This window comes from Streptomyces sp. NPDC044003 (genome assembly GCF_056435185.1).
On the sequence record NZ_JBWKFA010000001.1, the window covers coordinates 501,449 to 525,111 of the forward strand.

At 71.5% G+C, this 23,663-nt stretch carries 24 protein-coding genes; 16 read left to right on the forward strand and 8 right to left on the reverse strand.

Going from position 1 to position 23,663, the window contains the following annotated elements; all coding sequences use genetic code 11:
- Positions 1 to 51 precede the first annotated feature (51 nt).
- The gene (locus AC07AW_RS02275; protein ID WP_478813633.1) at positions 52 to 945 is read left to right on the forward strand and encodes a 1-aminocyclopropane-1-carboxylate deaminase/D-cysteine desulfhydrase; all 894 of its coding nucleotides are present in this window, start codon (positions 52 to 54) and stop codon (positions 943 to 945) included.
- Here AC07AW_RS02275 and AC07AW_RS02280 read toward each other — a convergent pair.
- The gene (locus AC07AW_RS02280; RefSeq protein WP_478813634.1) at positions 942 to 2,534 is read right to left on the reverse strand and encodes a Na+/H+ antiporter; all 1,593 of its coding nucleotides are present in this window, start codon (positions 2,532 to 2,534) and stop codon (positions 942 to 944) included. The two genes, AC07AW_RS02275 and AC07AW_RS02280, sit on opposite strands and share 4 nt — an antisense overlap.
- Positions 2,535 to 2,575: 41 nt before the next feature.
- Here AC07AW_RS02280 and AC07AW_RS02285 point away from each other — a divergent pair, with 41 nt between their 5' ends.
- The 3 genes from AC07AW_RS02285 to AC07AW_RS02295 all read left to right on the forward strand — a co-directional run bounded on the left by AC07AW_RS02285 (position 2,576) and on the right by AC07AW_RS02295 (position 4,537).
- The gene (locus AC07AW_RS02285) at positions 2,576 to 2,836 is read left to right on the forward strand and encodes a UBP-type zinc finger domain-containing protein (protein ID WP_478813635.1); all 261 of its coding nucleotides are present in this window, start codon (positions 2,576 to 2,578) and stop codon (positions 2,834 to 2,836) included.
- A 262-nt stretch (positions 2,837 to 3,098) separates the two neighbouring features.
- Entirely contained in the window at positions 3,099 to 3,512 is a 414-nt protein-coding gene (locus AC07AW_RS02290; RefSeq protein ID WP_019889334.1) for an ATP-binding protein, read from the forward strand.
- The gene (locus AC07AW_RS02295) at positions 3,509 to 4,537 is read left to right on the forward strand and encodes an RNA polymerase sigma factor SigF (protein ID WP_478813636.1); all 1,029 of its coding nucleotides are present in this window, start codon (positions 3,509 to 3,511) and stop codon (positions 4,535 to 4,537) included. The genes AC07AW_RS02290 and AC07AW_RS02295 overlap by 4 nt, the downstream gene beginning before the upstream one ends.
- Before the next feature lie 5 nt (positions 4,538 to 4,542).
- Here the strand turns inward: AC07AW_RS02295 and AC07AW_RS02300 are convergent, their stop codons facing one another.
- Complete coding sequence (locus AC07AW_RS02300) at positions 4,543 to 4,965, reverse strand: hypothetical protein (RefSeq protein ID WP_478813637.1); 423 nt, start codon at positions 4,963 to 4,965, stop codon at positions 4,543 to 4,545.
- A gap of 193 nt (positions 4,966 to 5,158) precedes the next feature.
- On the opposite strand from AC07AW_RS02300, the gene AC07AW_RS02305 reads away from it, so the two are divergent.
- Entirely contained in the window at positions 5,159 to 6,127 is a 969-nt protein-coding gene (locus AC07AW_RS02305; protein ID WP_478813638.1) for a diacylglycerol/lipid kinase family protein, read from the forward strand.
- A gap of 316 nt (positions 6,128 to 6,443) precedes the next feature.
- On the forward strand, positions 6,444 to 6,701 hold the full coding sequence (locus tag AC07AW_RS02310; protein WP_003953983.1) for a WhiB family transcriptional regulator: 258 nt from the start codon (positions 6,444 to 6,446) through the stop codon (positions 6,699 to 6,701).
- Positions 6,702 to 6,850: 149 nt separating this feature from the next.
- Here the strand turns inward: AC07AW_RS02310 and AC07AW_RS02315 are convergent, their stop codons facing one another.
- Both AC07AW_RS02315 and AC07AW_RS02320 read right to left on the reverse strand, forming a co-directional pair.
- Positions 6,851 to 8,317: a sensor histidine kinase gene (locus AC07AW_RS02315; protein WP_478813639.1), complete on the reverse strand. Its 1,467-nt coding sequence runs from the start codon at positions 8,315 to 8,317 to the stop codon at positions 6,851 to 6,853.
- Positions 8,318 to 8,714: 397 nt separating this feature from the next.
- The gene (locus AC07AW_RS02320; RefSeq protein WP_478813640.1) at positions 8,715 to 9,317 is read right to left on the reverse strand and encodes a TetR/AcrR family transcriptional regulator; all 603 of its coding nucleotides are present in this window, start codon (positions 9,315 to 9,317) and stop codon (positions 8,715 to 8,717) included.
- Between the two features lie 84 nt (positions 9,318 to 9,401).
- On the opposite strand from AC07AW_RS02320, the gene AC07AW_RS02325 reads away from it, so the two are divergent.
- Both AC07AW_RS02325 and nagB read left to right on the forward strand, forming a co-directional pair.
- Positions 9,402 to 10,166: an SDR family oxidoreductase gene (locus AC07AW_RS02325; protein WP_478813641.1), complete on the forward strand. Its 765-nt coding sequence runs from the start codon at positions 9,402 to 9,404 to the stop codon at positions 10,164 to 10,166.
- 298 nt (positions 10,167 to 10,464) lie between these two features.
- A complete protein-coding gene (nagB, locus tag AC07AW_RS02330) occupies positions 10,465 to 11,250 on the forward strand; it encodes a glucosamine-6-phosphate deaminase (RefSeq protein WP_478813642.1) in 786 nt (261 codons plus the stop codon).
- Positions 11,251 to 11,312: 62 nt separating this feature from the next.
- On the opposite strand, the gene AC07AW_RS02335 is transcribed toward nagB, so the two are convergent.
- The 4 genes from AC07AW_RS02335 to AC07AW_RS02350 all read right to left on the reverse strand — a co-directional run bounded on the left by AC07AW_RS02335 (position 11,313) and on the right by AC07AW_RS02350 (position 16,171).
- A complete protein-coding gene (locus tag AC07AW_RS02335; protein ID WP_478813643.1) occupies positions 11,313 to 12,836 on the reverse strand; it encodes a glycoside hydrolase family 3 protein in 1,524 nt (507 codons plus the stop codon).
- Positions 12,837 to 12,845: 9 nt separating this feature from the next.
- Positions 12,846 to 13,682 (reverse strand): carbohydrate ABC transporter permease, encoded by an 837-nt coding sequence (locus AC07AW_RS02340; protein WP_478814372.1) that lies wholly within the window; start codon positions 13,680 to 13,682, stop codon positions 12,846 to 12,848.
- A gap of 32 nt (positions 13,683 to 13,714) precedes the next feature.
- Positions 13,715 to 14,737, reverse strand: coding sequence for a carbohydrate ABC transporter permease (locus AC07AW_RS02345; RefSeq protein ID WP_478813644.1), 1,023 nt, complete (start codon positions 14,735 to 14,737; stop codon positions 13,715 to 13,717).
- A gap of 138 nt (positions 14,738 to 14,875) precedes the next feature.
- On the reverse strand, positions 14,876 to 16,171 hold the full coding sequence (locus AC07AW_RS02350; RefSeq protein ID WP_478813645.1) for an extracellular solute-binding protein: 1,296 nt from the start codon (positions 16,169 to 16,171) through the stop codon (positions 14,876 to 14,878).
- Between the two features lie 285 nt (positions 16,172 to 16,456).
- Here AC07AW_RS02350 and AC07AW_RS02355 point away from each other — a divergent pair, with 285 nt between their 5' ends.
- From AC07AW_RS02355 to AC07AW_RS02390, 8 genes are all read left to right on the forward strand, one after another.
- On the forward strand, positions 16,457 to 17,221 hold the full coding sequence (locus AC07AW_RS02355; RefSeq protein WP_053649500.1) for a GntR family transcriptional regulator: 765 nt from the start codon (positions 16,457 to 16,459) through the stop codon (positions 17,219 to 17,221).
- A 426-nt stretch (positions 17,222 to 17,647) separates the two neighbouring features.
- Entirely contained in the window at positions 17,648 to 17,845 is a 198-nt protein-coding gene (locus tag AC07AW_RS02360) for a hypothetical protein (RefSeq protein WP_478813646.1), read from the forward strand.
- Positions 17,846 to 17,871: 26 nt separating this feature from the next.
- The gene (locus AC07AW_RS02365; protein ID WP_478813647.1) at positions 17,872 to 18,150 is read left to right on the forward strand and encodes a hypothetical protein; all 279 of its coding nucleotides are present in this window, start codon (positions 17,872 to 17,874) and stop codon (positions 18,148 to 18,150) included.
- 52 nt (positions 18,151 to 18,202) lie between these two features.
- Positions 18,203 to 19,225 carry a glycosyltransferase family 2 protein gene (locus AC07AW_RS02370; protein WP_478813648.1) on the forward strand — a complete coding sequence of 341 codons (1,023 nt, stop codon included), beginning with the start codon at positions 18,203 to 18,205 and terminating at the stop codon, positions 19,223 to 19,225.
- A gap of 34 nt (positions 19,226 to 19,259) precedes the next feature.
- Complete coding sequence (locus AC07AW_RS02375; protein ID WP_478813649.1) at positions 19,260 to 20,222, forward strand: UbiA prenyltransferase family protein; 963 nt, start codon at positions 19,260 to 19,262, stop codon at positions 20,220 to 20,222.
- Positions 20,219 to 21,220 (forward strand): lysylphosphatidylglycerol synthase domain-containing protein, encoded by a 1,002-nt coding sequence (locus tag AC07AW_RS02380; protein WP_478813650.1) that lies wholly within the window; start codon positions 20,219 to 20,221, stop codon positions 21,218 to 21,220. The genes AC07AW_RS02375 and AC07AW_RS02380 overlap by 4 nt, the downstream gene beginning before the upstream one ends.
- Positions 21,178 to 22,611, forward strand: coding sequence for an aspartate aminotransferase family protein (locus AC07AW_RS02385; RefSeq protein ID WP_478813651.1), 1,434 nt, complete (start codon positions 21,178 to 21,180; stop codon positions 22,609 to 22,611). Before AC07AW_RS02380 ends, AC07AW_RS02385 begins: the two co-directional genes overlap by 43 nt.
- The gene (locus tag AC07AW_RS02390) at positions 22,605 to 23,657 is read left to right on the forward strand and encodes an NAD-dependent epimerase/dehydratase family protein (RefSeq protein ID WP_478813652.1); all 1,053 of its coding nucleotides are present in this window, start codon (positions 22,605 to 22,607) and stop codon (positions 23,655 to 23,657) included. The genes AC07AW_RS02385 and AC07AW_RS02390 overlap by 7 nt, the downstream gene beginning before the upstream one ends.
- Positions 23,658 to 23,663 lie beyond the last annotated feature (6 nt).

The window sequence follows — 23,663 nt, forward strand, 5'->3', positions numbered from 1 at the left end:
CCGGGGGTGTCCCTCGATCGGGCCTGATCGGGGAGCGGCGAGAATGGCCGGGTGAACGCGTTCGACCTCTCCCGTCTGCGGCCCCGGCTCCCCTCGCCCCTGGAGCCGGTGGAGGACGAGCGCTTCGCCCGGCGCGGGCTGACGCTGCTGCTGAAGCGCGAGGACCTCATCCACCCCGACCTGCCCGGCAACAAGTGGCGCAAGCTCGCGCTCAACCTGCGCGAGGCGGCCGGCCGGCCCGTGCTCACCTTCGGCGGCGCCTACTCCAACCACCTGCGGGCGACGGCCGCCGCCGGCCGGCTGCTCGGCTTCCCGACGGTCGGGGTGGTCCGGGGCGACGAGCTGGCCGGGCGGCCGCTCAACCCCTCGCTCGCCGGGTGCGCGGCGGACGGGATGCGGCTTGAGTTCGTGGACCGGGCCACGTACCGCGCGAAGAACGACCCGGCCACGCGCGCGGCGCTCCTGGAGCGGGCCCCCGCGGGCGCGTACGTGGTCCCGGAGGGCGGCAGCAACGCGCTCGCCGTCCACGGCTGCGTGGAGCTGGGCCGGGAGCTCGCCGGTGCGGCGGACACGGTCGCGGTCGCCTGCGGCACGGGCGGCACCCTGGCGGGGCTCGCGGCCGGGTTCGAGGGCCGGACCCTCGGTGTCCCGGTCCTCAAGGGCGGCTTCCTCGGCGGGGAGGTCCGTGATCTGCAGGAGATGGCCTTCGGCGGACCGCGCGGCGACTGGGCCTTGGACGAGCGTTTCCACTGCGGTGGCTACGCGCGCGTGTCCCCGGCCCTGGAGGCGTTCGCACAGGACTTCGAGGCGCGGCACGGACTCGCCATCGAGCGACTGTATGTCGCCAAAATGCTGTACGGCCTGACGACCCTCGCGGAGGAGGGCGCCTTCCCGCCGGGCACCCGGCTCGCGGCGGTGATCACGGGAGCTCCCCAGGACACCTAGTCCGTCTCCCGGTACGCCGCCGCCTCCTCCAGGTCGAGGCGGCGGAGCAGGGTGCGCATCATCTCGTCGTCGATCCGGCGGGCGTCACGCAGCTGTACGAAGACGGCGCGCTCGGCGTCGATCATCTCGCGCGAGAGCCGCCGGTAGGTGTCGTCCGCGGTCTCCCCGGTGACCTCGTTGACCGCGCCGAGGCGCTCCCACACGGAGTTGCGGCGCCGCTCCATGACCGTGCGGAGCCGGTCGGCGAGAGGCTTCGGCAGGGCGTTGCGCTCGTCGGTGAGGAGCTCTTCGAGGCGTTCCTCGGCGGCCCGCGAGGCCTCGCTCTGGGCCTGCGCCTCGGCGAGGGTCTCGGCGTACCGGTCGCGCCCGGGGAGCTTCAGGAGCCGGATCAGGGGCGGCAGGGTGAGGCCCTGCACCACGAGGGTGCCGATCACGGTGGTGAAGGTGAGGAACAGGACGAGGTTGCGGGCCGGGAACTCCACCCCGTCGGTGACCACGGGGATGGAGAAGGCGATGGCCAGGGAGACCACGCCGCGCATGCCGGCCCAGCCGACGACGAGCGGCGCCCGCCAGTCCACCTCGGGCTCCCGCGCCCGGATGCCGGAGGACATCCAGCGGGGCAGGAAGGTCGCCGGGTAGACCCAGACGAACCGGACGACGACCACGGCGACGAAGACCCCGACCGCGTACCAGGCCGCCTCCCCCATGCCGTACCGGCCGAGTCCCTTGACGACGTACGGCAGCTGGAGGCCGATCAGGGCGAAGACGGCGGACTCCAGGACGAAGGCGACCATCTTCCAGACGGCCTCCTCCTGGAGCCGGGTGGCGAAGTCGACCTTCCAGTTCTTGTGCCCGAGGAAGAGGCCGACCACGACGACGGCGAGGACCCCGGAGGCGCCGACCTCCTCGGCGGCGGCGTACGCGATGAACGGGATGAGCAGGGAGAGGGTGTTCTGCAGCAGGGCCTCGGTCAGATGGGTGCGGAGCCAGTGGATCGGCACCATCAGGACCAGGCCGACGCCGATGCCGCCGACCGCGGCCAGGACGAACTCCCACAGGCCGCCGGCCCAGCTGATGCCCTCGCCGACGGCGGCCGCGAGGGCGACCTTGTACGCGGTGATCGCGGTGGCGTCGTTCACGAGGGACTCGCCCTGGAGGATCGTGGTGATCCGGTTCGGCAGGCCGAGCCTGCGGGCGATGGCGGTGGCGGCGACCGCGTCCGGCGGCGCGATCACGGCGCCGAGCACGAGCGCGGCGGTGAGCGGCAGGTCGGGCACGAGGACGTACGCGAGCCAGCCCACGGCCACGGTGGCGAAGAGGACGTACCCGACGGAGAGCAGCGCGACCGGCCTGATGTTGGCCCGCAGGTCGAGGTACGAGGAGTCGACGGCGGCCGTGTAGAGGAGCGGGGGCAGGATCAGCGGCAGCACGATGTGCGGGTCGAGGGTGTAGTCGGGGACCCCCGGGAGGTACGAGGCGGCGAGGCCGACGGCGACCAGGAGCAGCGGGGCGGGCACCGGGGTCCTGCGGGCGAACCCGGCCACGGCGGCGCTCGCCGCCACCAGTGCCACCAGCTGCAGTGCGTCCATGCTCCCGACCCCGTCCCGTGCCGCAACGTAACCTGGCCATCATGAGTGAGTGCCCGCACGTAGCCGAAATGCCGCGCCCCGAACCGGCGCCGCTGGCCGACACCTGTCCCGAGTGCCTGGCGGACGGCACGCACCCGGTCCAGCTGCGGCTCTGTCTGACCTGCGGGCACGTGGGCTGCTGCGACTCCTCGGCGGGGCGGCACGCGACGGGGCACTTCTCGGCGACCGGGCATCCGGTGATGCGGACCTTCGAGCCGGGCGAGGCCTGGCGCTGGTGCTTCGTCGACGGTTCGATCGTCTGACGGCCGGTCTGCCGCTCCGCGACCGGCGCGGTCACGGACGGTTCGATCGCCCGGACGCTGGGTACGTCACCCCTCCGCGGGTTCTCCGCGGCCGCCGGGGGGCGGGGGGCGAGGGACCACCTGGTCTCCGGGGCTCCCGGCGACACGGCAGGATGGATCGCGATAGCGTCACGGCGGACCGCGCAGGCTCCCTGCGTACCGCCCGGTCCGGGGGCCTCTCCCCCCGGACCCCGAATGAGCTTGTGCCACCTTGGAGGTGAGGGTGTCCCAGATCGCAGGCGAGCCCGGGACCCAGGACTTCGTGGAAGTCCGGCTGCCCGCTGCGGGTGCCTATCTGTCCGTGCTGCGTACGGCCACGGCCGGCCTCGCGGCGCGCTTGGACTTCACCCTCGACGAGATCGAGGACTTGCGGATCGCGGTCGACGAGGCCTGCGCCATCCTGCTCCAGCAGGCCGTGCCGGGGTCCGTCCTCAGCTGTGTCTTCCGGCTGGTCGACGACTCCCTCGACGTGACGGTCTCCGCCCCGACGACGGACGGCAGGGCGCCCGAGCGGGACACCTTCGCGTGGACCGTGCTGTCGGCCCTCGCCGGGAAGGTGGAGTCGTCGGTGGCCGATGACCGTACGGTCTCGATCAGCCTGTACAAACAGCGCGGCGCGGGGCCAGGCCCGGCGTGAGGAGCGGGGACGCGACGGCCGGCATCCCTGAGCAGCAGGCGCGGCCGAACAGGGTCGCTACGGAGCAGGCGGACCAGATGAGCGAGCACGAGCAGCACCACGAGGTTCCCGAGACACCGGGAGTCTCCGAGGCCCCCGCGAGTTCCGAGGGCTCCCCCGAGGCTCCCGAGGCGCTGACCCCCGACGACGCCGAGGCGGCCGAGGCGGCGGAGAAGGCCGACGACGCCGAGGAGGACGACGAGGGTCCCGACGCCCACGCCGTCCCGGACCCGCACGACCGGAGCGGCGCCCGCGCCCTCTTCGTCCAGCTGCGCGAGCTGCCCGAGGGCTCCCCGGAGAAGGCCGAGCTGCGCAACCGGCTGGTGCGCATGCACCTGCCGCTGGTGGAGCACCTGGCCCGGCGCTTCCGGAACCGCGGCGAGCCGCTGGACGACCTGACGCAGGTGGCGACGATCGGCCTGATCAAGTCGGTCGACCGGTTCGACCCGGAGCGCGGGGTGGAGTTCTCCACGTACGCGACGCCGACGGTCGTCGGCGAGATCAAGCGCCACTTCCGTGACAAGGGCTGGGCGGTCCGGGTGCCGCGCCGGCTCCAGGAGCTGCGGCTCTCGCTGACCACGGCGACGGCGGAGCTCTCGCAGCAGCACGGCCGCTCGCCGACGGTGCACGAGCTGGCGGAGCGGCTCGGGATCTCGGAGGAGGAGGTCCTGGAGGGTCTGGAGTCGGCCAACGCCTACTCGACGCTCTCCCTGGACGTCCCGGACACGGACGACGAGTCGCCGGCGGTGGCGGACACGCTGGGCGCGGAGGACGAGGCTCTGGAGGGGGTCGAGTACCGCGAGTCGCTCAAGCCGCTGCTCGAGGACCTGCCGCCCCGGGAGAAGCGGATCCTGCTGCTCCGCTTCTTCGGGAACATGACCCAGTCGCAGATCGCCCAGGAGGTCGGCATCTCCCAGATGCACGTTTCTCGGCTGCTGGCCCGGACGCTCGCCCAGCTGCGGGAGAAGCTCCTCGTCGAGGAGTGATCCCGTCAGGCTTCCTGACCGGGGCGCCGGATGCCGAGCGCCTCGGTCGTGGCCGGGTTCACCAGGAGGACGAGCCCGGTCACGGCGAGGGCGGCGACGGCGATCCCGTACGGGATCACGCCCTCGGTCTGGAGCATCTGCCAGGCGACCGGCAGGGCGAGGATCTGGGTGATCACGGCCGGGCCGCGGCTCCAGGAGCGCAGCCGCCACAGGCCGCGGGCGGCGGCGAGCGGGATCAGGCCGAGCGCGATCACGGTCGCACCGCCGGTCACCCCGCTGGTGAGGTCCCCGCCGCCGGAGCCCCCGTCGAGGAGGGCCCGCACCAGCATGTAGACGCCTCCGGCGAGGAGCCCGAGGGCCTCGACGAGGGCCACGCCCGCGGCGGCGGCCAGGCGGGCGGGGCGGGGGGTCTGCTCCGTACTGCTCATGGAAGGCAGCGTAACGGGGGCGGCCGGAGAGCCGGGTCCGAACCCCCGGCCGGGGGTTCCGGTGGAAGTGTCCGGGACCCCGGCCAGGGGTTCCGGTGGAAGTGTCCGGGACCCCGGCCAGGGGTTCCGGTGGAAGTGTCCGGGAACTGGGCTGGACTGGGCCCGGTACCGCCGGGTAGGTACGCTGGCGCTCATGCGCGCACTTCTCGTGGTCAACCCGGCAGCCACCACCACCAGTGCCCGCACCCGTGACGTGCTCATCCACGCACTGGCCAGCGAGATGAAGCTGGAGGCGGTCACCACCGAGTACCGCGGGCACGCGCGCGACCTGGGCCGGCGGGCCGCCGAGGCAGGGAACATCGACCTGGTCGTGGCCCTCGGCGGGGACGGCACGGTGAACGAGGTCGTCAACGGACTGCTGCACGAGGGGCCCGATCCGGACCGGCTGCCGAGCCTCGCGGTCGTCCCCGGCGGATCGACCAACGTCTTCGCCCGCGCCCTCGGACTGCCGAACGACGCCGTGGAGGCGACCGGCGCCCTGCTCGACGCGCTGCGTGAGCGGCGGACACGGACGGTGAGCCTCGGGCTCGCGTCCGGGACGCCGGGCACCGAGGACGAATCCGTACCCGAACGTTGGTTCACCTTCTGTGCCGGGCTCGGTTTCGACGCGAGCGTCATCGGCCGGGTCGAACAGCAGCGCGAGCGCGGCAAGAGATCGACGCACGCCCTCTATCTGCGCCAGGTGGTGCGCCAGTTCCTGGAGGAGCCGAACCGCCGGCACGGCACGATCACCCTGGAGCGCCCCGGCTCGGAGCCGGTCGAGGACCTGGTCCTCTCCATAATCTGCAACACCTCCCCCTGGACCTACCTGGGCAATCGCCCGGTGTACGCGTCCCCGGAGGCGTCCTTCGAGACCGCGCTCGACGTCCTCGGACTGCGCCGGCTCTCCACCCCGGCGGTGGCCCGTTATGCCACCCAGCTGCTCACCTCGACCCCGGAACGGGGTCCGCGCGGCAAGCATGCCGTAACTCTGCACGACCTGACCGACTTCACCTTGCATTCGAAGGTCCCCCTCCCCCTGCAGATGGACGGAGACCACCTCGGACTGCGCACGAGCGTGACGTTCACAGGCGTTCGCCGTGCACTGCGTGTGATTGTGTGAGTGGAAGGGCCCAAAGTCCTTTCACTCGAACGTTTAGGCGCGCATCCACCCCTACGAAGTACGGCTGTGACCTAGCCGACACCGAGGAATCAAAAAAAACTTTCCGGAAGGGGTTGTATCCGCCCCTGGGGTTTGGGAGTCTCTTCTTGGCGATCGGGACGGCCCGCAAGACCGGCCTCCACTGAGAGCCAGAACCCCTCCTCAGTAACGGACCACACCAGTTCACCTGGCAGTCGGCCCTTCCCTTGCGGGGGGATTCGTGAAAGCGTTCACATTCACAAGCAACTCGCACGTAACACTGAGAGAGGTAGCAGCCATGGACTGGCGTCACAACGCCGTTTGTCGTGAGGAAGACCCCGAGCTGTTCTTCCCCATCGGCAACACCGGTCCTGCGCTGCTGCAGATCGAGGAAGCCAAGGCCGTCTGCCGCCGCTGCCCCGTCATGGAGCAGTGCCTGCAGTGGGCGCTCGAGTCCGGCCAGGACTCCGGCGTCTGGGGTGGCCTCAGCGAGGACGAGCGCCGCGCGATGAAGCGCCGTGCCGCTCGCAACCGGGCGCGTAACGCCAGCGCCTGAGCCACCTGCACAGCCTGAGGCACGCGGCGCGTACACCGCGTACGCAATCACCGCCCCCGAGCCGCAGCGCGCAGCAGTAACCCACAGCATTCGAGCCCCGGACCGATTCCTTCGGTCCGGGGCTCGCTGCTGTGCACCTGCCCGTACGACTACTTCTGCGACCGTACGGGGATGTCGAGGACCACCTTCGTGCCGCGCTCGGCGCCCGGCAGCATGTCGAAGGAACCGCCCAACTCCCCTTCCACCAGGGTCCGTACGATCTGCAGGCCGAGGTTGCCGGCCCGCTGCGGGTCGAAGCCCTCGGGCAGACCGCGGCCGTCGTCCTGAACCGTGATCAGGAGCCGGGTGTCCGCCCGGGTCTCGCCGCGGACGGCGCTGACCTCGACCGTGCCCTGCTCCCCCTGGGCGAAGGCGTGTTCGAGGGCGTTCTGCAGGACCTCGGTGAGGACCATGGAGAGCGGGGTGGCGACCTCGGCGTCGAGGATGCCGAAGCGGCCGTTGCGCCGGCAGGTGACCTTGCCCGGGGAGATCTCGGCGACCATCGCGATGACGCGGTCGGCGATCTCGTCGAACTCCACCCGCTCGTCCAGGTTCTGGGACAGCGTCTCATGGACGATGGCGATCGAACCGACGCGCCGCACGGCCTCGTTGAGGGCTTCGCGGCCGCGGTCGGAGTCCATCCGGCGGGCCTGCAGCCGGAGCAGGGCGGCCACCGTCTGGAGGTTGTTCTTCACCCGGTGGTGGATCTCCCGGATGGTGGCGTCCTTGGTGATCAACTCCCGCTCGCGGCGGCGCAGTTCGGTGACGTCCCGGAGCAGGACGAGCGAACCGATCCTGGTGCCCTTGGGCTTGAGCGGGATCGCCCGCAGCTGGATCACCCCGCCGTTGCCCTCGACCTCGAACTCGCGGGGCGCATAGCCGGAGGCCAGCGTGACCAGGGCCTCGTCCACCGGGCCCCGGGAGGGGGCCAGTTCCGCGGTGATCTGGCCGAGGTGCTGGCCGACCAGGTCGGCGGCGAGGCCGAGCCGGTGGTACGCGGAGAGGGCGTTCGGCGAGGCGTACTGGACGACGCCCTCGGCGTCGAGGCGCACGAGGCCGTCGCCGGCGCGCGGCGAGGAGTCCATGTCGACCTGCTCGCCGGGGAACGGGAACGTTCCGGCAGCGATCATCTGGGCGAGGTCCGAGGCCGACTGGAGGTAGGTGAGCTCCAGGCGGGAGGGGGTGCGGACGGTCAGCAGATTGGTGTTGCGGGCGATGACGCCGAGGACCCGGCCCTCGCGGCGCACGGGGATCGACTCGACCCGCACCGGGACCTCCTCGCGCCACTCCGGGTCGCCCTCGCGGACGATCCGGCCCTCGTCGAGGGCGGCGTCGAGCAGCGGGCGGCGGCCCCGCGGGACCAGATGGCCGACCATGTCGTCCTGGTAGGAGGTCGGGCCGGTGTTGGGCCGCATCTGGGCGACCGAGACGTACCGCGTGCCGTCGAGGGTCGGGACCCAGAGCACGAGGTCGGCGAAGGAGAGGTCGGAGAGCAGCTGCCACTCCGACACCAGCAGATGGAGCCACTCGAGGTCGGAGTCGCTCAGGGCGGTGTGCTGGCGGACGAGGTCGTTCATGGAGGGCACAGTGCGAGCGTACCTGCGGAATTACAGGGGCCGTGAACCTGGATCTCCGGGGCTCCGTGTTGGAGGATGGGCCCGGAAAGACCGCGTTCCTGTGGATGGACAGACAAGAATGGTCTAGTCCACAATGAAAACTACAGAGCCTCCATCCTCCCCGCACAGGAGGATGGAACGAGGTACCCGGCGCTCTCTGCCCTGACTGCGCCGAGACCTCCCACGGCCGCGGGACCGCACACCCCCGGCCGGGCAACTCCGGGCTGCGGTGCCGGGCGGGCTGAGGGTCCCGCCGGGCGCCGCGGCCCGCGGGTGCCCCTCCTTCCCGCCACCCTCGTACCGCTCGGCCCCGAGGGGCCTCACAGGCTTCGGTCGGCCGGCCGGGCTCCGCCCGGCATCACCTCACCGCCGCCGGCCAAGCCCCCATGGCCGCCTCCGCCACCGCTGTCAGCTCCTCCGCCGTCGCCCCGTCGCGGGCCTGCAGGGACATGCCCTGGAGGACGGCGCCGGTCAGGCGGGCCAGAGCGCGCGGGTCGGCGTCCGGCGGAAGCTCGCCCGACTCGATGTCACGGCGGACGAGGTCCTCGAACGCGGTCAGATTGCCGTTCCGCCGGGTCCGCAGGGCCTCTTCGACCTCGGGGGTCGAGCAGTTCACGGCGGCGGAGATCATCAGGCAGCCGTGCGGATGCCCGGGCTCCGTGAAGAGGACGGCGGCCTCGCGCAGCATGCGCCCCAGGGCGGCGCGGGCGGTCGGCTCCTCGGCGAGGGCGCGGCTGCCGTAGGCCCCGTAGCTGAGCGCGTACGCCTCGACGACCTCCTCGAACAGCGTCTTCTTGTCACCGAAGGCCGCGTAGAGGCTGGGGGCGCTGATGCCCATGACACGGGTGAGGTCGGAGACGGAGGTCGTCTCGTAGCCGTGCTCCCAGAAGGCCATCGTCGCCTGCTCCAGGGCCGTGAGCCGGTCGAAGGAGCGGGGCCGGCCGCGCTGTCTCGTCACCATGGAGTGAATTCTATAGCGCTCACTACGGATCGTGGGGTACGGTCTTTTCGTAACGACCGCTACAGAAATAAGGGGGGCGTCGCCATGGGCGTGCTCGACGGAAAGCTGGCCGGGAAGACGGCACTGGTCACGGGCGGCAGCCGGGGCATCGGGCGGGGCATCGCCGAGCGGCTCGGCCGCGAGGGGGCGCGGGTCGCGGTGCACTACGGGAGGAACGAGGGGGCGGCGAAGGAGACGGTCGCCGCGATCGAGGCGGCCGGCGGTTCCGCCTTCGCACTGGGCCAGGAGCTGGGGGTGCCGGGGGACGCGGCGGCGCTGTGGCGGGCGTTCGACGCGCACGCCGACGGCCTGGACGTCCTGGTGAACAACGCGGGGATCGGGGCGTCGCAGCCGTTCGCGTCGATCGGTGACGAGGAGTACGACCGGATCTTCGCGGTCAACACGAAGGCGCCCTTCTTCCTGGCGCAGCTGGGCGCGGAGCGGCTGCGGGACGGCGGCCGGATCATCAACATCTCGACCGGCCTGAGCAGGGCGGCGGCCATGCCGGACCTCATCGCGTACGCGATGTCGAAGGGTGCCCTCGACGTCTTCACCCGCTATCTGTCGAAGGTGCTCGGCTCTCGCGGGATCACGGTCAACGCGGTGGCGCCGGGGATCGTGGACACGGACATCAACGCGGGGTGGCTGCGGGGGAACGAGGAGGCCTGGGCCGGGGCGGCGGCGATGGCGACGCTGGGCGCGGTCGGGACGCCGCCGGAGATAGCGGACGTGGTGGCCTTCCTGGCCTCCGACGACGCGCGCTGGGTGACGGGCGACTGGATCGACGTGACGGGAGGCTCGCTGGCCTGACGCGGGGTACCCCGGGACGGGGGCGGGTGACGCACGGGACGGGGGTCGGGCGCCGTCCGGGGATGGGGTTCGGCGGCGCCTGGGGATGGGGTTCGGCGGCACCCGGGGACGGGGGTTCGGTGGTGTCCGGGGTGGGGTTCGAGTGGCTGGTGGGGCAGGGGCGGCCGACGATGGAAACGGTGCTGTCCGCGGGGCGGAACAGCGCGAGGAGAAGGGCTGCCCTCTGCTAGATTTGGACTTAGATTGGTCTATACCACACGTCCTTTCAGCAGCCCCTCACCAGATCGGCAGGCACAGCGTGGAAGTTGTCATCGTCAAGGACGCCAAGGCCGGCGGCGAGCTCATCGCGGACGGCATCGCCGACCTCCTGCGCCGCAAGCCCGACGCGCTGCTCGGCGTGGCCACCGGCTCGACTCCGATCCCGATCTACGACGCCCTCGTCGCCCAGGTGTCCGTCGGCGCCGTGGACGCCTCCCGCGCTCGGATCGCCCAGCTGGACGAGTACGTGGGCCTGCCCGCGGGGCACCCGGAGTCGTACCGCTCCACCGTCCTGCGCCAGGTCGTCGAGCCGCTCGGGCTCTCCCCCGAGGCCTTCATGGGCCCCGACGGCTCCGCCGAGGACGTCCTGGCGGCCTGCGAGGCGTACGACAGGGCGCTGGCCGAGGCCGGCGGTGTGGACCTGCAGATCCTCGGCATCGGCACCGACGGGCACATCGGCTTCAACGAGCCGTGCTCCTCGCTCGCCTCCCGCACCCGGATCAAGACGCTCACCGAGCAGACCCGCGTGGACAACGCCCGCTTCTTCGACAACGACATCGAGCAGGTGCCGCACCACGTCATCACCCAGGGCATCGGCACCATCCTGGAGGCGCGTCACCTGGTGCTCCTCGCCACCGGCGAGGGCAAGGCCGAGGCCGTGGCGCAGACCGTCGAGGGCCCGGTGGCGGCGCTCGTGCCGGCCTCCGCGCTCCAGCTGCACCCGCACGCCACGGTCGTCGTGGACGAGGCGGCCGCCTCCAAGCTGAAGCTCGCGGACTACTTCCGCCACACCTTCGCGAACAAGCCGTCCTGGCAGGGCATCTAGGACCCTCACACACACGAGGGGCCCGGCACCTGATCCAGGTGCCGGGCCCCTCGTCGTCGCTCTCAGGCGCCGGTGCCGACCACGGCCTCCGCGGCGGCGCGGCCGCAGACCCGGGCCGCGCCGTGCGTGGCGATGTGCAGGGCCCCGCGGGGCTCCGCCTCGTTGAGGCCCATCTCGACCACGACGGTGTCGGGGCGGGCCGCGAGGAGGCCGTCCAGGGCCTCGGTCATCCACGGGTGCCGGTGGGCGTCCCGTACGACCGCCACGATCCGCCGCTCCCCCGCGGCGGCCAGGACGTCGGCCACGGACGACTCGTCGTACGAGCCGGTCTCCGTGCCGGGGAGCAGCCGCTCCAGCTCGGCGGCGATGCCCCAGGGCGTCTCGTCGCCGACCGCGAAGTTCGCGACGGGGGTGAAGGCGGCCACGTAGGGCGCGTCGGCCATCGGCGCGTGGGGGTGCTTCCCCCGGGTCACCTTCAGGGCCCGGCGGGCCGCCACGAGTCCGATGTCGGTGCCGGGCGCGGTCCCCTCCTGCACTGCCGCGCCCGGCACCGATCCAGCCCCCCTGGCCCGGTGCGCCTGGGTCCAGGCCGCCAGGGCGCGCACGCGCGCCGCGGCGTCGGCCAGCCGCTCCTCGGGCAGTTCACCGGTCCGTACCGCGTTGACGAGCGCGTCGCGCAGCCGCAGCACGGTGTCCTCGTCGCACAGCCCGCCGCCGACGCAGATGGCGTCGGCGCCCGCGGCGATCGCGAGGACGGATCCGCGCTCGATGCCGTACGTCGCCGCGACGGCCTGCATCTCCATGCCGTCGGTGACGATCAGCCCCTCGAAGCCCAGCTCCTGACGCAGCAGACCGGTGAGGATCTGCGGGCTCAGGGTGGCCGGACGGTGGGGGTCGAGCGCGGAGAGCAGAATATGCGCGCTCATGACCGCTTTGGTACCCGCGGCGACGGCCGCGCGGAAAGGTACCAGCTCACGGGCGTGCAGTGTGGCGAGGTCCACATCGATCCGGGGCAGCGCGTCGTGGGAATCCACGTTGGTGTCGCCGTGTCCGGGGAAGTGCTTCGTGCAGGCCGCGACCCCGACGCCCTGGAGCCCGTCGACGTACGCCACGGTGTGCCGGGCGACCAGGTCCGGGTCCGGTCCGAAGGAGCGGACGCCGATGACCGGGTTCTCGGCGTTGGAGTTGACGTCCGCCGAGGGCGCCCAGTTCAGGTCGACGCCGCACTGGACGAGCCGGCGGCCGAGCTCGCGGGCGACGGCCCGGGTGAGCTCGACGTCGTCGACGCTGCCGAGCGCGTAGTTGCCGGGGAAGGACGAGCCCTGCTTGACCTCGAGGCGGGTGACGTCCCCGCCCTCCTCGTCGATGGCGACGAGGACGTCGTCCCGCTCGGCGCGCAGCTGCGCGGTGAGCGCGGCGAGCTGCTGGGAGTCGACGATGTTCCGGCCGAAGAGGCCGACCGAGGACAGGCCCTCGCCGATGCGGCGGAGCAGCCAGTCGGGGGCGGTGGTGCCGACGAAGCCGGGCTGGAGGACCGTGAGCGCGTCACGGGTCAGGGTGTCCGAGCCGTGTACGAGTGTGGTCATGGGGGTCCGTTATCCCTTCACCGCGCCGGCGGTCATGCCGCCGACGGCCTTGCGCTGGAGGAAGAGGAAGACGACGAGCACGGGGAGGGCGAAGAGGGTGGAGGCGGCCATGGTGGCGCCCCAGTCGCTGCCGAACGCGGTCTGGAACTGGGTCAGCCAGAGCGTCAGGGTCTGCGACTCCTTCTCCTTGTTCAGCATGAGGATCATGGCGAACTCGTTCCAGGCGGTGATGAAGCCGAAGAGCGAGGTCGACATCAGGCCGGGGGCGAGCAGCGGGAAGATCACCTTGCGGAAGGCCTGGCCCCGGGTGCAGCCGTCGATCTGCGCGGCCTCCTCCAGCTCGACCGGGACGGCGGCGATGAAGCCGCGCAGGGTCCAGATCGTGAAGGGGAGGACCATGACGAAGTAGATCAGCGTGAGCATCGGGATGCTGTTCAGCAGGTCGTTCTCACGGGAGATCATGTACATCGCGATGACCATGACCTCCCAGGGGGCCATCTGCGCCATCATCACGACGAGGACGATGCCCTTGCGTCCCCTGAACCGGAGGCGGGCGATCGCGAAGCTCGCGGCCAGGGCGACGACCAGGGCGAGCAGCACGGCGCCGATGGTGACCGTGAGGCTGTTGGTGACGTACGTCCAGAACAGGTCGACGCCGGTCGCGGTCGTGTAGTTCTCGAAGGTCGGCGTGAAGACGAAGACCGGGTCCTTGGTCATGATCTCGTGCTGCGGCTTCAGCGAGGACGAGAACATCCAGTAGACCGGGAAGATGAACACGACGGCGAGCACGAGGGCGCCGAGGTTCTTGGCGACGGCGGCGACCGTGAGCGGCTTCCTGGTGCGCAGCTTCTGCGGAGTCGGGGTGGTGGTGGCGGCGCTCACAGCTCCTCCTCCTCCTTCAGGATCAGGCGGAAGTAGAAGGACATGACCGCGATGAGCATCACGATCGTCAGGATGGAGATGGCGGCGGCGACACCGTAGTGGAACTGGCCGACGCCCTCGATGTAGGCGAAGACCGGGAGGGTCTCGGAACCGCGGTCGGGGCCACCGAGGTTCATGGCGTAGACCTGGGCGAACGCCTTGAAGATCCAGATGATCTCCAGGAACGTCGTGATCATGAAGAAGGACTTCAGGTTCGGGAAGACCACGGCCCAGAAGGTGCGCCAGCCGCTGGCGCCGTCCATCTTGGCGGCCTCGTACAGCTCGGAGCCGATGGTGGTCAGGCCGGCGTACATGTTGAGGGCGACGAACGGGACGGAGCCCCAGACGAGCAGGATCAGGACGATGACGAGGGTGGAGAAGCCGGTCTCGAACCAGTTGTGCTGGTCGTAGCCGGAGAAGCCCAGCGTGCGCATCAGCCAGTTCACGACGCCGAACTGCTCGTCGAAGAGCCAGCGGAAGACGGTGACGGAGGCGACGATCGGCATGGCCCAGGCGAACATCAGGGCCAGCGAGAGGACCAGTCGCATCTTCTTGCCGAGGCGGTTGAGCAGCAGGCCGATGCCGGTGCCGATCGCCATGATGAGGGCGACGTTGACGGCGGTGAAGACGACGCTTCGGACGACGACGGTCCAGAAGTCCCCGTCGCCGAGGAGCTCGGTGTAGTTGTCGAAGCCGGTCCAGACCGTCTCGCGGGTGATGAACTCCTTCCGGTTGAGCTCCTGGAAGGAGAGGATCACATTGCGGATCAGCGGGTAGAGCAGCAGCACCGCCATGGACAGCAGGGCGGGCGCGACGAGCAGGTACGGCAGCACCCCGCCGGGCAGGGAGCGCCTGCCGCGTGGAGGCTGAAGGACTTCCTTCGGGCCCGAAGAGGGAGGCGGAGTCTGAGACTTCCCTGCCGCCCTTCCGGGCGCGTCCTGGGGACCGGCGGTCGCCGTCCCCTGGGAGTCCACGGTCATGGTCTTATTCCTCGCGGTTCTGGGGCTCCCGCGCCCACCGGGGCACGGCCCGGGGGAGCGGGCCGCTGATCACTGCATCGCTGCAACGCGCCGGTGGTGCGGCCGGTGCGACACCGGCCGCACCACCGGGGCTACGGATTACTGCTGGTTGATGCGCTCGTTGATGACCTTGTCGGCCGCCTCGCCGGCCTTCTTGGCGTCCTCACCCTTCAGGACCTTGGTCATGTAGTCCTTGATCGGGTTCGGGGCGGTCTCGACGTTCGCCCAGCCCGGGGTGACCGGGGTGACCTTGCCGGAGGCGGAGGAGGCCGCCATGGCCTCGGCGAAGGAGCCGGCGGCGGGCTTGAACTGCGCGGAGTCGGTGTTCGGAAGCAGCGCGCCCTCGGTGGCGGCGGCGTACTTCGTCATGAACTCCTTGCCGGCGGCGAGGGCCAGCCACTCCTTCGCGAGGTCCTTGTTCTGGGAGCGCTCGGCGATGGCGAGGTTGGAGCCGCCGAGGAAGACGGAGCCCGGCTTGTCGGCGGTCTTGCCCGGGATCGGGAAGTAGCCGAAGTCGGCGGTCTTGCCGGCCTTCTTCATGGCGTCGATGGCGCCGCCGGCCTCCCAGCCGAGACCGATCCAGGACGACACGCCACCCTTGGGGACGATGTCGGTGGACTGCTGCGGGGTCGCCTCGTCCTTGTCCTTCGGAGCGGTGGAGTAGGACGCCAGCTCCTTGTAGAAGTTCATGGCGCTGGCGGCCTCGGGGGAGGACAGGTTGCCCTTCCACTTGTCGCCGTCCTTGACCGCGAGGTCGCTGCCCTCGTCCCAGATGAGGCCGGCGAGGACGTACCAGGACTGGCCCGGCAGGTAGATCGCCTGCGACTTCGGGTCGGAGGCCTTGAGCTTCTTCAGGCCCTCGATCCACTCGGCGCGGGTCTTCGGCGGGGTGACACCGGCCTTCTTGAAGGCGGCCTTGTCGTAGACGACGACGCGGTTGGCGGCGTACCACGGGGCGGAGTAGAGCTTGCCGTCCAGCTCGTTGGAGGCGACCATGCCCTTGTTCCAGGCGTCGTAGCCGAGCTTGGCCTTGTCGCCCGACAGGTCGGCGAGACCGCCGGTGACCGCGTAGCCGGCGGTCTGGGTGTTGCCGAGCTCCAGGACGTCCGGCGGGGTGTCCTCGGAGAGGGCGGTGGTGACCTTCTCCTGGATGCCGTTCCAGATCTGCTTCTCGACCTTGACCTTGACGCCCGGGTGCTTGGCCTCGAAGGCCTTGTTCACCTCGGCCATCCAGGCGTCCGGCGCGGAACCGTCCATGACCCAGACGGTCAGGGTCTTGTCGCCCCCGGCCGTCGCCTTGTTGCCATCCTTGCCGTTGTCCGTGTCCGAACCACACGCAGCGATGGAGACCATCATGCCCGCGACGCCGATCGCCGCGATGAGCTTGCGCTTCACGCCACCCTCCTCAGGGATGCCTGCAACCCCTGCCCACCGCGCGAAGACATACGTCAGGTAATGCTCGTGGGGCTGGGACCTGGTCTTTAATGGTTTAGACCAGTACCCGGAGCTTGGCCTAGACCTTTAGGGGTGTCAAGGGTGTATAAGAAGGGCAGTCGCGTCCGTTATCGGACCGACACCTGAGGGAGGGCGACGACCCGTGACCGGTCCGTGCCACCATGTGAGCCGCGACAGACGGAGGAGCCGGTGACGGCAGCAGCACAGGAGTCGGGAAGGCAGGCCATGGCCACGGACGCGGGCAGTACGGAGACAGAGAGCGGGACACCCACCCGCACCGCGCGCGTGCCCAAGTACTACCGGCTCAAGCGACACTTGCTCGACATGACGGAGACCCTGCCGCCCGGCACCCCGGTCCCGCCGGAGCGCACGCTCGCCGCGGAGTTCGACACCTCGCGCACCACCGTGCGCCAGGCCCTCCAGGAGCTGGTCGTCGAGGGCCGCCTGGAGCGGATCCAGGGCAAGGGCACGTTCGTGGCCAAGCCCAAGGTCTCCCAGGCCCTCCAGCTCACCTCGTACACGGAGGACATGCGGGCCCAGGGCCTGGAGCCCACCTCGCAGCTCCTCGACATCGGGTACGTCACGGCCGACGACACCCTCGCCGGGCTGCTCGACATCTCGGCCGGCGGCCGGGTGCTCCGCATCGAGCGCCTGCGCCTCGCGAGCGGCGAGCCGATGGCGATCGAGACCACCCACCTGTCGGCGAAGCGCTTCCCCGCGCTGCGCCGCTCGCTCGTGAAGTACACCTCGCTGTACACGGCGCTCGCCGAGGTCTACGACGTGCACCTCGCCGAGGCCGAGGAGACCATCGAGACCTCCCTCGCCACCCCGCGCGAGGCCGGACTGCTCGGCACGGACGTGGGCCTGCCGATGCTGATGCTCTCCCGCCACTCCCTGGACGCCCAGGGCGAGCCGGTGGAGTGGGTACGGTCCGTCTACCGCGGCGACCGGTACAAGTTCGTGGCGCGCCTGAAGCGCCCCAACGGCTGAGCCCTCTCTCGTACGGCAGGAACGGCCGCACCCCGGCGGGGGGTGCGGCCGTTCCGCGTTTCCGGAGGCCGTGCGGCCTCCGTACGGAGTCCGTACGGAGGCCGCACGGCGGCCGCACGGAGTCCGTACGGCGGCCGCACGGAGGCCGCACGGAGGGCTCCCGGAGACGTGACGGGCACCCGGCACCTTCCGCCTGGCAGGAACGTGACGCCTCCCGGAAACCCCCTGGTGGGCGGCGCGCGAAGGTCCGCGGCACGCACTGGCCCCTAACGGCCACGCGGTTGGCGCCAGCCGTTCTCCGGTGACAGGGCACCCCCGGCAGGCCAGTCTTGGACATGTCGAAGCCGCCCGGCAGAGCCCGGGAGCGGCCCCGGGGAACCACCCCCGCGACCCCCACTCCGCACCATCCAGGAAGGCAGCCCCGCCATGCCCAGCAGCGCCCGTTTCGCCACTTTCGCCCGCGTTCAGCTCCGTGCCGTCGTCGCCCTGGCCGTCCCCGCCGCGGCCGCGCTGACGTTGGCCCTGGTGGCCCAGCCGGCGCCCGCCGGGACCCTCACCGCGCAGGACGTGACCGTCACGGCCCCGCAGCCCACCGACGGCAACGACGGCTTCTCCTGGGGCTGATCCCCATCTACCTCATCGGCGTCTCGATGAGGGCACCGGACGACGACCCCGCACCGGACACCGACCTCCCACCGGCCCCGTCCGCCGCACGACTCGTCGAGACGCTGCACCGCGTCGCCCGGCCGCAGGACCGCTTCGAGTCCGCCCGGGCACTGGTCCTCGACCGGACGGTCCGCCTGGCCCTGTACATCCGGGGCCCCGACGAGATCGAGGCCGTCGGCCACGCGCTGCTGCTCTGCCGGCTCCTCCTCGGCCACTCCCCCGAGCTCTCCCGCCACCGCATCGCGGACTTCCGGCTCCTCTGACGCCCCCACCGCGCAGGAGCCCCCCACCTCCGAAGCCCTTCAAGGAACCCCCATGCCCAGGGCCCGTCCCAGCGTGTCCGTCATCATCCCCAACTACAACTACGAGAAGACCCTGCGCGCCTGTCTCACCTCGGTCTTCGCCCAGACCCACGCCCCGCTCGACGTCATCGTCGTGGACGACGCCAGCACCGACCGGTCCCGCGACATCGCCCGCGAGTTCGACGTCGTCCTCATCGCCAACCCCCACAACCGCGGGGTGTCCGCCGCCCGGAACATGGGGGCCGCCGCCGCCCGCGGCGAGGTCCTCTTCTTCCTCGACTCCGACACCGCCCTGCACCCCGAGGCCCTCGCCCACGCCGCCGACCTGCTCCGGGACGACCCCGGCCTCGGCTGTGTCCACGGCGTCCTCGACCCCGAACCGCTCTTCGACGACGGGCCCGTGGAGCGCTACCACGCCCTGCACGCCCACTTCTGGCGCCGGCGCGCCGCCGGCGAGGTCCGCACCGCCTTCTTCGCCCTCGGCGCGATCCGCAAGCAGGTCTTCGAGGAGACCGGCCCCTTCGACGAGAACCTCCGGGACTCCGAGGACGTCGAGTACAGCGGCCGGCTCGTCCGGACGCACCGCATCCTGATGACCGAGGCGATCCGCGGCCGCCACGACGACGTGGACCGGCTTGGGGCGATGCTCTCGGAGCAGTACCGGCGCTCCCAGCTGCTGATCGCGGCGCTCGGGCAGATGCGCGAGGGCGGCCTCACCGCCAACCGGCCGCTCGGCGTCCTCGCCGCCGCGCTGACCCTCCCCACCCTGCCGCTCGGCCTGCTGTCCCCCTGGCTGCTGCTCGTCCCCGCCCTCTGCGCGCTGCTCTTCGCCTGCGCCGATCCGGGCCTGAGCCGCTTCGCGCTGCGGAGCCGGGGAACGGGGTTCCTCCTGTACTTCACCGCCGTCCACTTCGTGCTGCACCAGGCGATCGTCCTCGGCGCGGCCCGTGGCGCGATCCGCTGGCTCACCGAGCCGGACTTCGGCCCGAGCGTGCGCCGCCGGGCCGTCCCCGCCGCCCCCACCACCTCCGTATGACCACCCGTACGACCCTCCCCACAGGAGTCCGTCCATGGCCACGCCCACGCTCACCGGCCGAGAGGCGCCGGCGGTCCGTCCGCCGGCCTCCCGTCCCCCCGGTCGCCTCGCCGACCTCACCGCCCTCGTCCGGCCCGGACAGTGGACGAAGAACCTGGTCGTCGTCCCCCTCGGCCTGCTCGGCGCCCCCCACCTCGACGGCGGCGCGCTCGGCGGCACCCTCGCCGCGATCGCCGTCTTCACCCTCGCGTCCGCACTGATCTACCTGGTCAACGACATCGGCGACCGCGACCGCGACCGGCGCCATCCGGAGAAGCGGCACCGGCCGATCGCCGCCGGCCGGATCGGGGTCGGCACGGCCGTGGCGTTCGCCGCCGCCCTCGCGCTGCTCCTCGCGGCGACGGTCGGACTGACGGTCGCCACCGGCGCCACCGCGCCCGCCGCCTGGTGGCCGGTCGCCGCATACGTCGCGCTGAACGCCGCGTACAGCAGGGGACTCAAGCACGTGCCGCTGCTCGACGTGTTCATCGTCGCGCTCGGGTTCGTGCTGCGGCTCGCCCAGGGCTGTCTGGCCGCCGGGAACCCGGTGCCCAGCTGGCTCGCGCTGGGGGTGTTCACGCTCTGCCTGCTGCTGATCCTCGGGAAGCGGCGGCACGAGATGGCCGTCGGCGGGGTGCTGCACCGGCCCGCGCTGCGCGGCTACACGGTCGGCTTCCTCGACCAGCTGCTCGGCTTCACCGCGGTCCTCGCGGCGGTGAGTTACGTGCTGCACGTGCAGGCCAGTCCGGTCTTCGGCACGCACGGACCGCTCGTCGCCGTGCTCACCGCGCCCTTCGCGCTCTTCGGCCTCGCCCGCTATCTCCAGCTGATCGTGGTCGACTCGGGCGGCGGCAACCCCTCGCGGGCCCTGTTCGCCGACCGGATGACGGTGACCAACGCGCTGCTCTGGTCGGTGCTGCTTGCCGCCGCGTGGCTGCTCGACCGGCTCGGCCGATGACCACGGCCACCGCTCCCCGGCCCGGCGGCGCACGGTTCCCGCGGCTGCTGCGGATCCTGTTCCCGCTCGCCGTCGTCACGGGCATCGGCTTCGCCCTGTACGGCCGGGCCGGCGAGCTCGCCGCGCTCGTCCTGCGGCCCGGCTCCGTCCCGTACCTCCTCCTCGCCGTCGCCGCCAACGCCGTCGCCGTCCTGTTCACCATGGCCACCTGGCGCAGCCTCCTCACCGACCTCGGGCCGCGGCTGCCCGGCCGGACCACCACCCGGATCTACTTCACCTCCTACCTCGGCAAGTACGTGCCGGGCGCGGTCTGGGGCGTGCTCGCCCAGCTGCGGATGGCCGGCGCCGCCGGGGTGCCCGCACCGGTCGTGCTCGCCGTCTTCCTGCTCAACCTGATCGTCGCCGTCCTCACCGGCCTCGCCGTCGGACCGCTCGGCGCGCCCTGGACGCTCGGCGCCGGGGCCTGGTGGCTGGTGCTGCCCGGCGCGGTCACCCTGCTGCTCGTCGTGAGACCGCGACTGCTCAACCGCCTGGCCGCCGGCGCCGCCCGGCTGGCCCGGCGGCCGGCGCCGCAGGCCACGGCCAGCGCCCGGGGCGTGCGCCGGGCGCTCGCCGCCGCCACCGCCTCCTGGGCGGTGTCCGGACTGCATCTGTGGGCGCTCGCCGTGATGCTCGGCGCCCCGCCGTCGACCGCGCTGCCGGTCTGCGTCGGCGGATTCGCCCTCGCCACCGCCGCCGCGAGCCTCGTGGTCGTCCTGCCGGACGGCTGGGGCGCCCGCGAGGCCCTGCTGCTCCTCTCGCTGACCGCCGTGCTGCCCTGGCAGGAGGCCACCGCCGCCGCGGTCGCCAGCCGGGTGGTCTGCACGCTCAGCGAGGTCCTGGTCGGCGGCGCCGCCCTGCTCCTCACCCTGCCCCGCCGCTCCCCCCACGCCCCCCACTCACCCGAAGGAATCCCGTGTCCGGTCAGCTCTACACCGTCGACGACTGCGAGTCGCTGACGGCCAAGCAGGTCCACGGTCTGTACAAGGACCACGTCAACAAGAGCCAGGTCTCCCTGATGACCTCGTTCGGCTTCGGCCAGGAGCTCGTCGAGAGCGCCGAGGGCGTCTGGATCACCCAGCGCGACGGCCGCCGCGTCCTCGACTTCACCGGCGGCGTCGGCGTCCTCAACCACGGCCACAACCACCCCCGGATCCTCGCCGCCCGGCAGCGCTTCCAGGAACGCAGGAGCATGGAGGTCCACAAGACCTACTTCTCGCCGTACATCGCGGCCCTCGGCCACAACCTGGCGGAGCTGCTGCCCGGCGACCTGAACATGTCGTTCTTCCCCAACTCCGGTGCGGAGGCGGTCGAGGGCGCGGTCAAGCTGGCGTACAAGTACCACGGCGGCCGGCGCTCCCGGGTGCTGCGGGCCGACATCTCCTTCCACGGCAAGCTGCTCGGCTCGGGCAGCCTGACCGGCCAGAACGCGTCGACGTTCCAGTTCCCCGGCATCCCCGGCGTGGGGATCTTCCGGTACGGGGACCTGGACTCCGTACGGAAGCTGGTGGCCGAACTGCGCACCGCCAAGGGCGAGTCCGACGTGTACGCGATCCTCATCGAGCCGCTGTCGGCGTCCACGATGAACGAGTGCTCGGAGGAGTTCCTGCGCGGGCTCCGGGAGCTGTGCACGGCCGAGAACATCGTGCTGCTCTTCGACGAGATCTACACCGGCTGGGGCAAGACCGGCACCCTCTTCCACTTCATGCGGTACGAGGGTCTGGTCCCCGACATCCTCACCACCTCGAAGTCCTTCGGCGGCGGCAAGTCCTCCATCTCCGCCTTCGTCGCCCGCGAGCCGGTCTTCCGCAAGGCCTACGACAACCTCACGGACGCCCTCCTCCAGTCGACGTCGACGACCTACTACGGCTTCGGCGAGGAGGCGGTCACCGCCATCGAGGCGGTCAACGTGGCCGTCGAGGACGACTATCCGGCCCGCGCCCGGGCCATCGAGCGGATCCTCGCCCCGGGTCTGGAGCGGATCGCGAAGGAGTACCCGGACGTGGTGGCCGAGGTCCGCGGCCACGGCGCGCTGCACGGCGTCTTCCTGCACAAGGGCCCGAAGATCCTGGAGCTGGTCACGAAGCTGGTGCCGGGCGCGATGACGAAGGACCCGCGCTTCCGCACGAAGCTCATCACCTCGTCGGTGGTCAACGCCCTGTACCGGGACCACGGCATCTACACGTACTACACGCTCAACGGCGACAACCCGCTGATGGTCGCCCCCTCGCTGGTCGCCGAGGAGCACGAGGTCGAGTTCTTCCTGGACTCCCTCGACAAGACCCTGGCCCAGGGTCTGCCCCGTCTGCTCACCCGTTTCGTCAAGGAGAAGGTGTCGTCGCTGTGGTAGAGCGCATCGTGGTCACCGGCGGTGCCGGAATGCTCGGTTCGACCCTGATCGAGCGGCTGCTCGACGAGGGTCGGCAGGTGCACTGCGTGGACCTGCGGGCCCCGCGCACGGAGCACCCGAACCTCACGCACACGGTCTCGGACGTCCGGGACACCGTCGCGATGAAGCGGGTCACGGCGGACGCCGACGTGGTGGTGCACTGCGCCGCCGCCCTGCCCAGCTACCCGGCGGACACCATCCGCTCGGTGATCGTCGGCGGGACGGAGGCCGTCCTGACGGCCGCCGAGGCGAACGCGGTGCCCCGGGTCGTGCACATCTCCTCGACCGCCGTGTACGGACTGCCGAAGGTGGTGCCGACCCCGGAGGAGTACCCGCGCGAGCCGGTCGACACGTACAGCGCCGCGAAGGCGGAGGCCGAGGAGGTCGCGGAGCGCTTCCGGGGCCGGGAGATGTGCGTGCCGATCCTGCGGCCCAAGACCTTCCTCGGGCCCGGCCGGATGGGGCTCTTCGCGATGCTCTTCGAGTGGGCCGCGGAGGGCCGGAACTTCCCCGTCCTCGGCCGGGGCGACGTCCGCATCCAGATGTTCGACGTGGCGGACCTGGTCGACGCGGTCGTCACCGCGATGGAGGCGCCCGCCGAGCGGGCCGACGACACCTTCAACCTCGGCGCCACCGAGTTCGGCACGATACGCGAGGACTTCCAGGCCGTCCTGGACGCGGCCGGGCACGGCAAGCGGGTCCGCTCGCTGCCCGCGAAGCCCGCCCTCGCCGCGCTCAGCCTGCTCCAGCGCTCCGGGCTCTCCCCCGTCTACGGACGCCTGCTGCACAAGCTCCTCGACGACAGCTTCGTCTCCACCGACAAGGCGAGGGACGTCCTCGGCTTCCGGCCGAAGCACTCCAACCAGGACGCGATCCTGCGCACCTTCGCCTGGTGGCGCGAGCAGCAGCGCACCGCCGGCGCCCGCCCCGCGAAGAAGAGCGAGGGCGTCACCAGCGTCGAACCGTGGCGGCAGGGAGCCCTCTCCCTCGCCAAGGTCCTCTTCTAGGAGAAC

What these genes read in the sequence shown, in the direction of transcription:
- AC07AW_RS02305 (WP_478813638.1), top strand. Translation starts at nt 5,159, where the DNA reads ATGCGCGCACTTCTCGTGGTCAACCCGGCAGCCACCACCACCAGTGCC.
- AC07AW_RS02370 (WP_478813648.1), top strand. Translation starts at nt 18,203, where the DNA reads ATGCCCAGGGCCCGTCCCAGCGTGTCCGTCATCATCCCCAACTACAAC.
- AC07AW_RS02365 (WP_478813647.1), top strand. Translation starts at nt 17,872, where the DNA reads ATGAGGGCACCGGACGACGACCCCGCACCGGACACCGACCTCCCACCG.
- AC07AW_RS02285 (WP_478813635.1), top strand. Translation starts at nt 2,576, where the DNA reads ATGAGTGAGTGCCCGCACGTAGCCGAAATGCCGCGCCCCGAACCGGCG.
- AC07AW_RS02320 (WP_478813640.1), bottom strand. Translation starts at nt 9,317, where the DNA reads ATGGTGACGAGACAGCGCGGCCGGCCCCGCTCCTTCGACCGGCTCACG.
- AC07AW_RS02325 (WP_478813641.1), top strand. Translation starts at nt 9,402, where the DNA reads ATGGGCGTGCTCGACGGAAAGCTGGCCGGGAAGACGGCACTGGTCACG.
- AC07AW_RS02300 (WP_478813637.1), bottom strand. Translation starts at nt 4,965, where the DNA reads ATGAGCAGTACGGAGCAGACCCCCCGCCCCGCCCGCCTGGCCGCCGCC.
- AC07AW_RS02345 (WP_478813644.1), bottom strand. Translation starts at nt 14,737, where the DNA reads ATGACCGTGGACTCCCAGGGGACGGCGACCGCCGGTCCCCAGGACGCG.
- AC07AW_RS02355 (WP_053649500.1), top strand. Translation starts at nt 16,457, where the DNA reads ATGGCCACGGACGCGGGCAGTACGGAGACAGAGAGCGGGACACCCACC.
- AC07AW_RS02380 (WP_478813650.1), top strand. Translation starts at nt 20,219, where the DNA reads ATGACCACGGCCACCGCTCCCCGGCCCGGCGGCGCACGGTTCCCGCGG.
- AC07AW_RS02310 (WP_003953983.1), top strand. Translation starts at nt 6,444, where the DNA reads ATGGACTGGCGTCACAACGCCGTTTGTCGTGAGGAAGACCCCGAGCTG.
- AC07AW_RS02315 (WP_478813639.1), bottom strand. Translation starts at nt 8,317, where the DNA reads ATGAACGACCTCGTCCGCCAGCACACCGCCCTGAGCGACTCCGACCTC.
- AC07AW_RS02360 (WP_478813646.1), top strand. Translation starts at nt 17,648, where the DNA reads ATGCCCAGCAGCGCCCGTTTCGCCACTTTCGCCCGCGTTCAGCTCCGT.
- AC07AW_RS02375 (WP_478813649.1), top strand. Translation starts at nt 19,260, where the DNA reads ATGGCCACGCCCACGCTCACCGGCCGAGAGGCGCCGGCGGTCCGTCCG.
- AC07AW_RS02335 (WP_478813643.1), bottom strand. Translation starts at nt 12,836, where the DNA reads ATGACCACACTCGTACACGGCTCGGACACCCTGACCCGTGACGCGCTC.
- AC07AW_RS02280 (WP_478813634.1), bottom strand. Translation starts at nt 2,534, where the DNA reads ATGGACGCACTGCAGCTGGTGGCACTGGTGGCGGCGAGCGCCGCCGTG.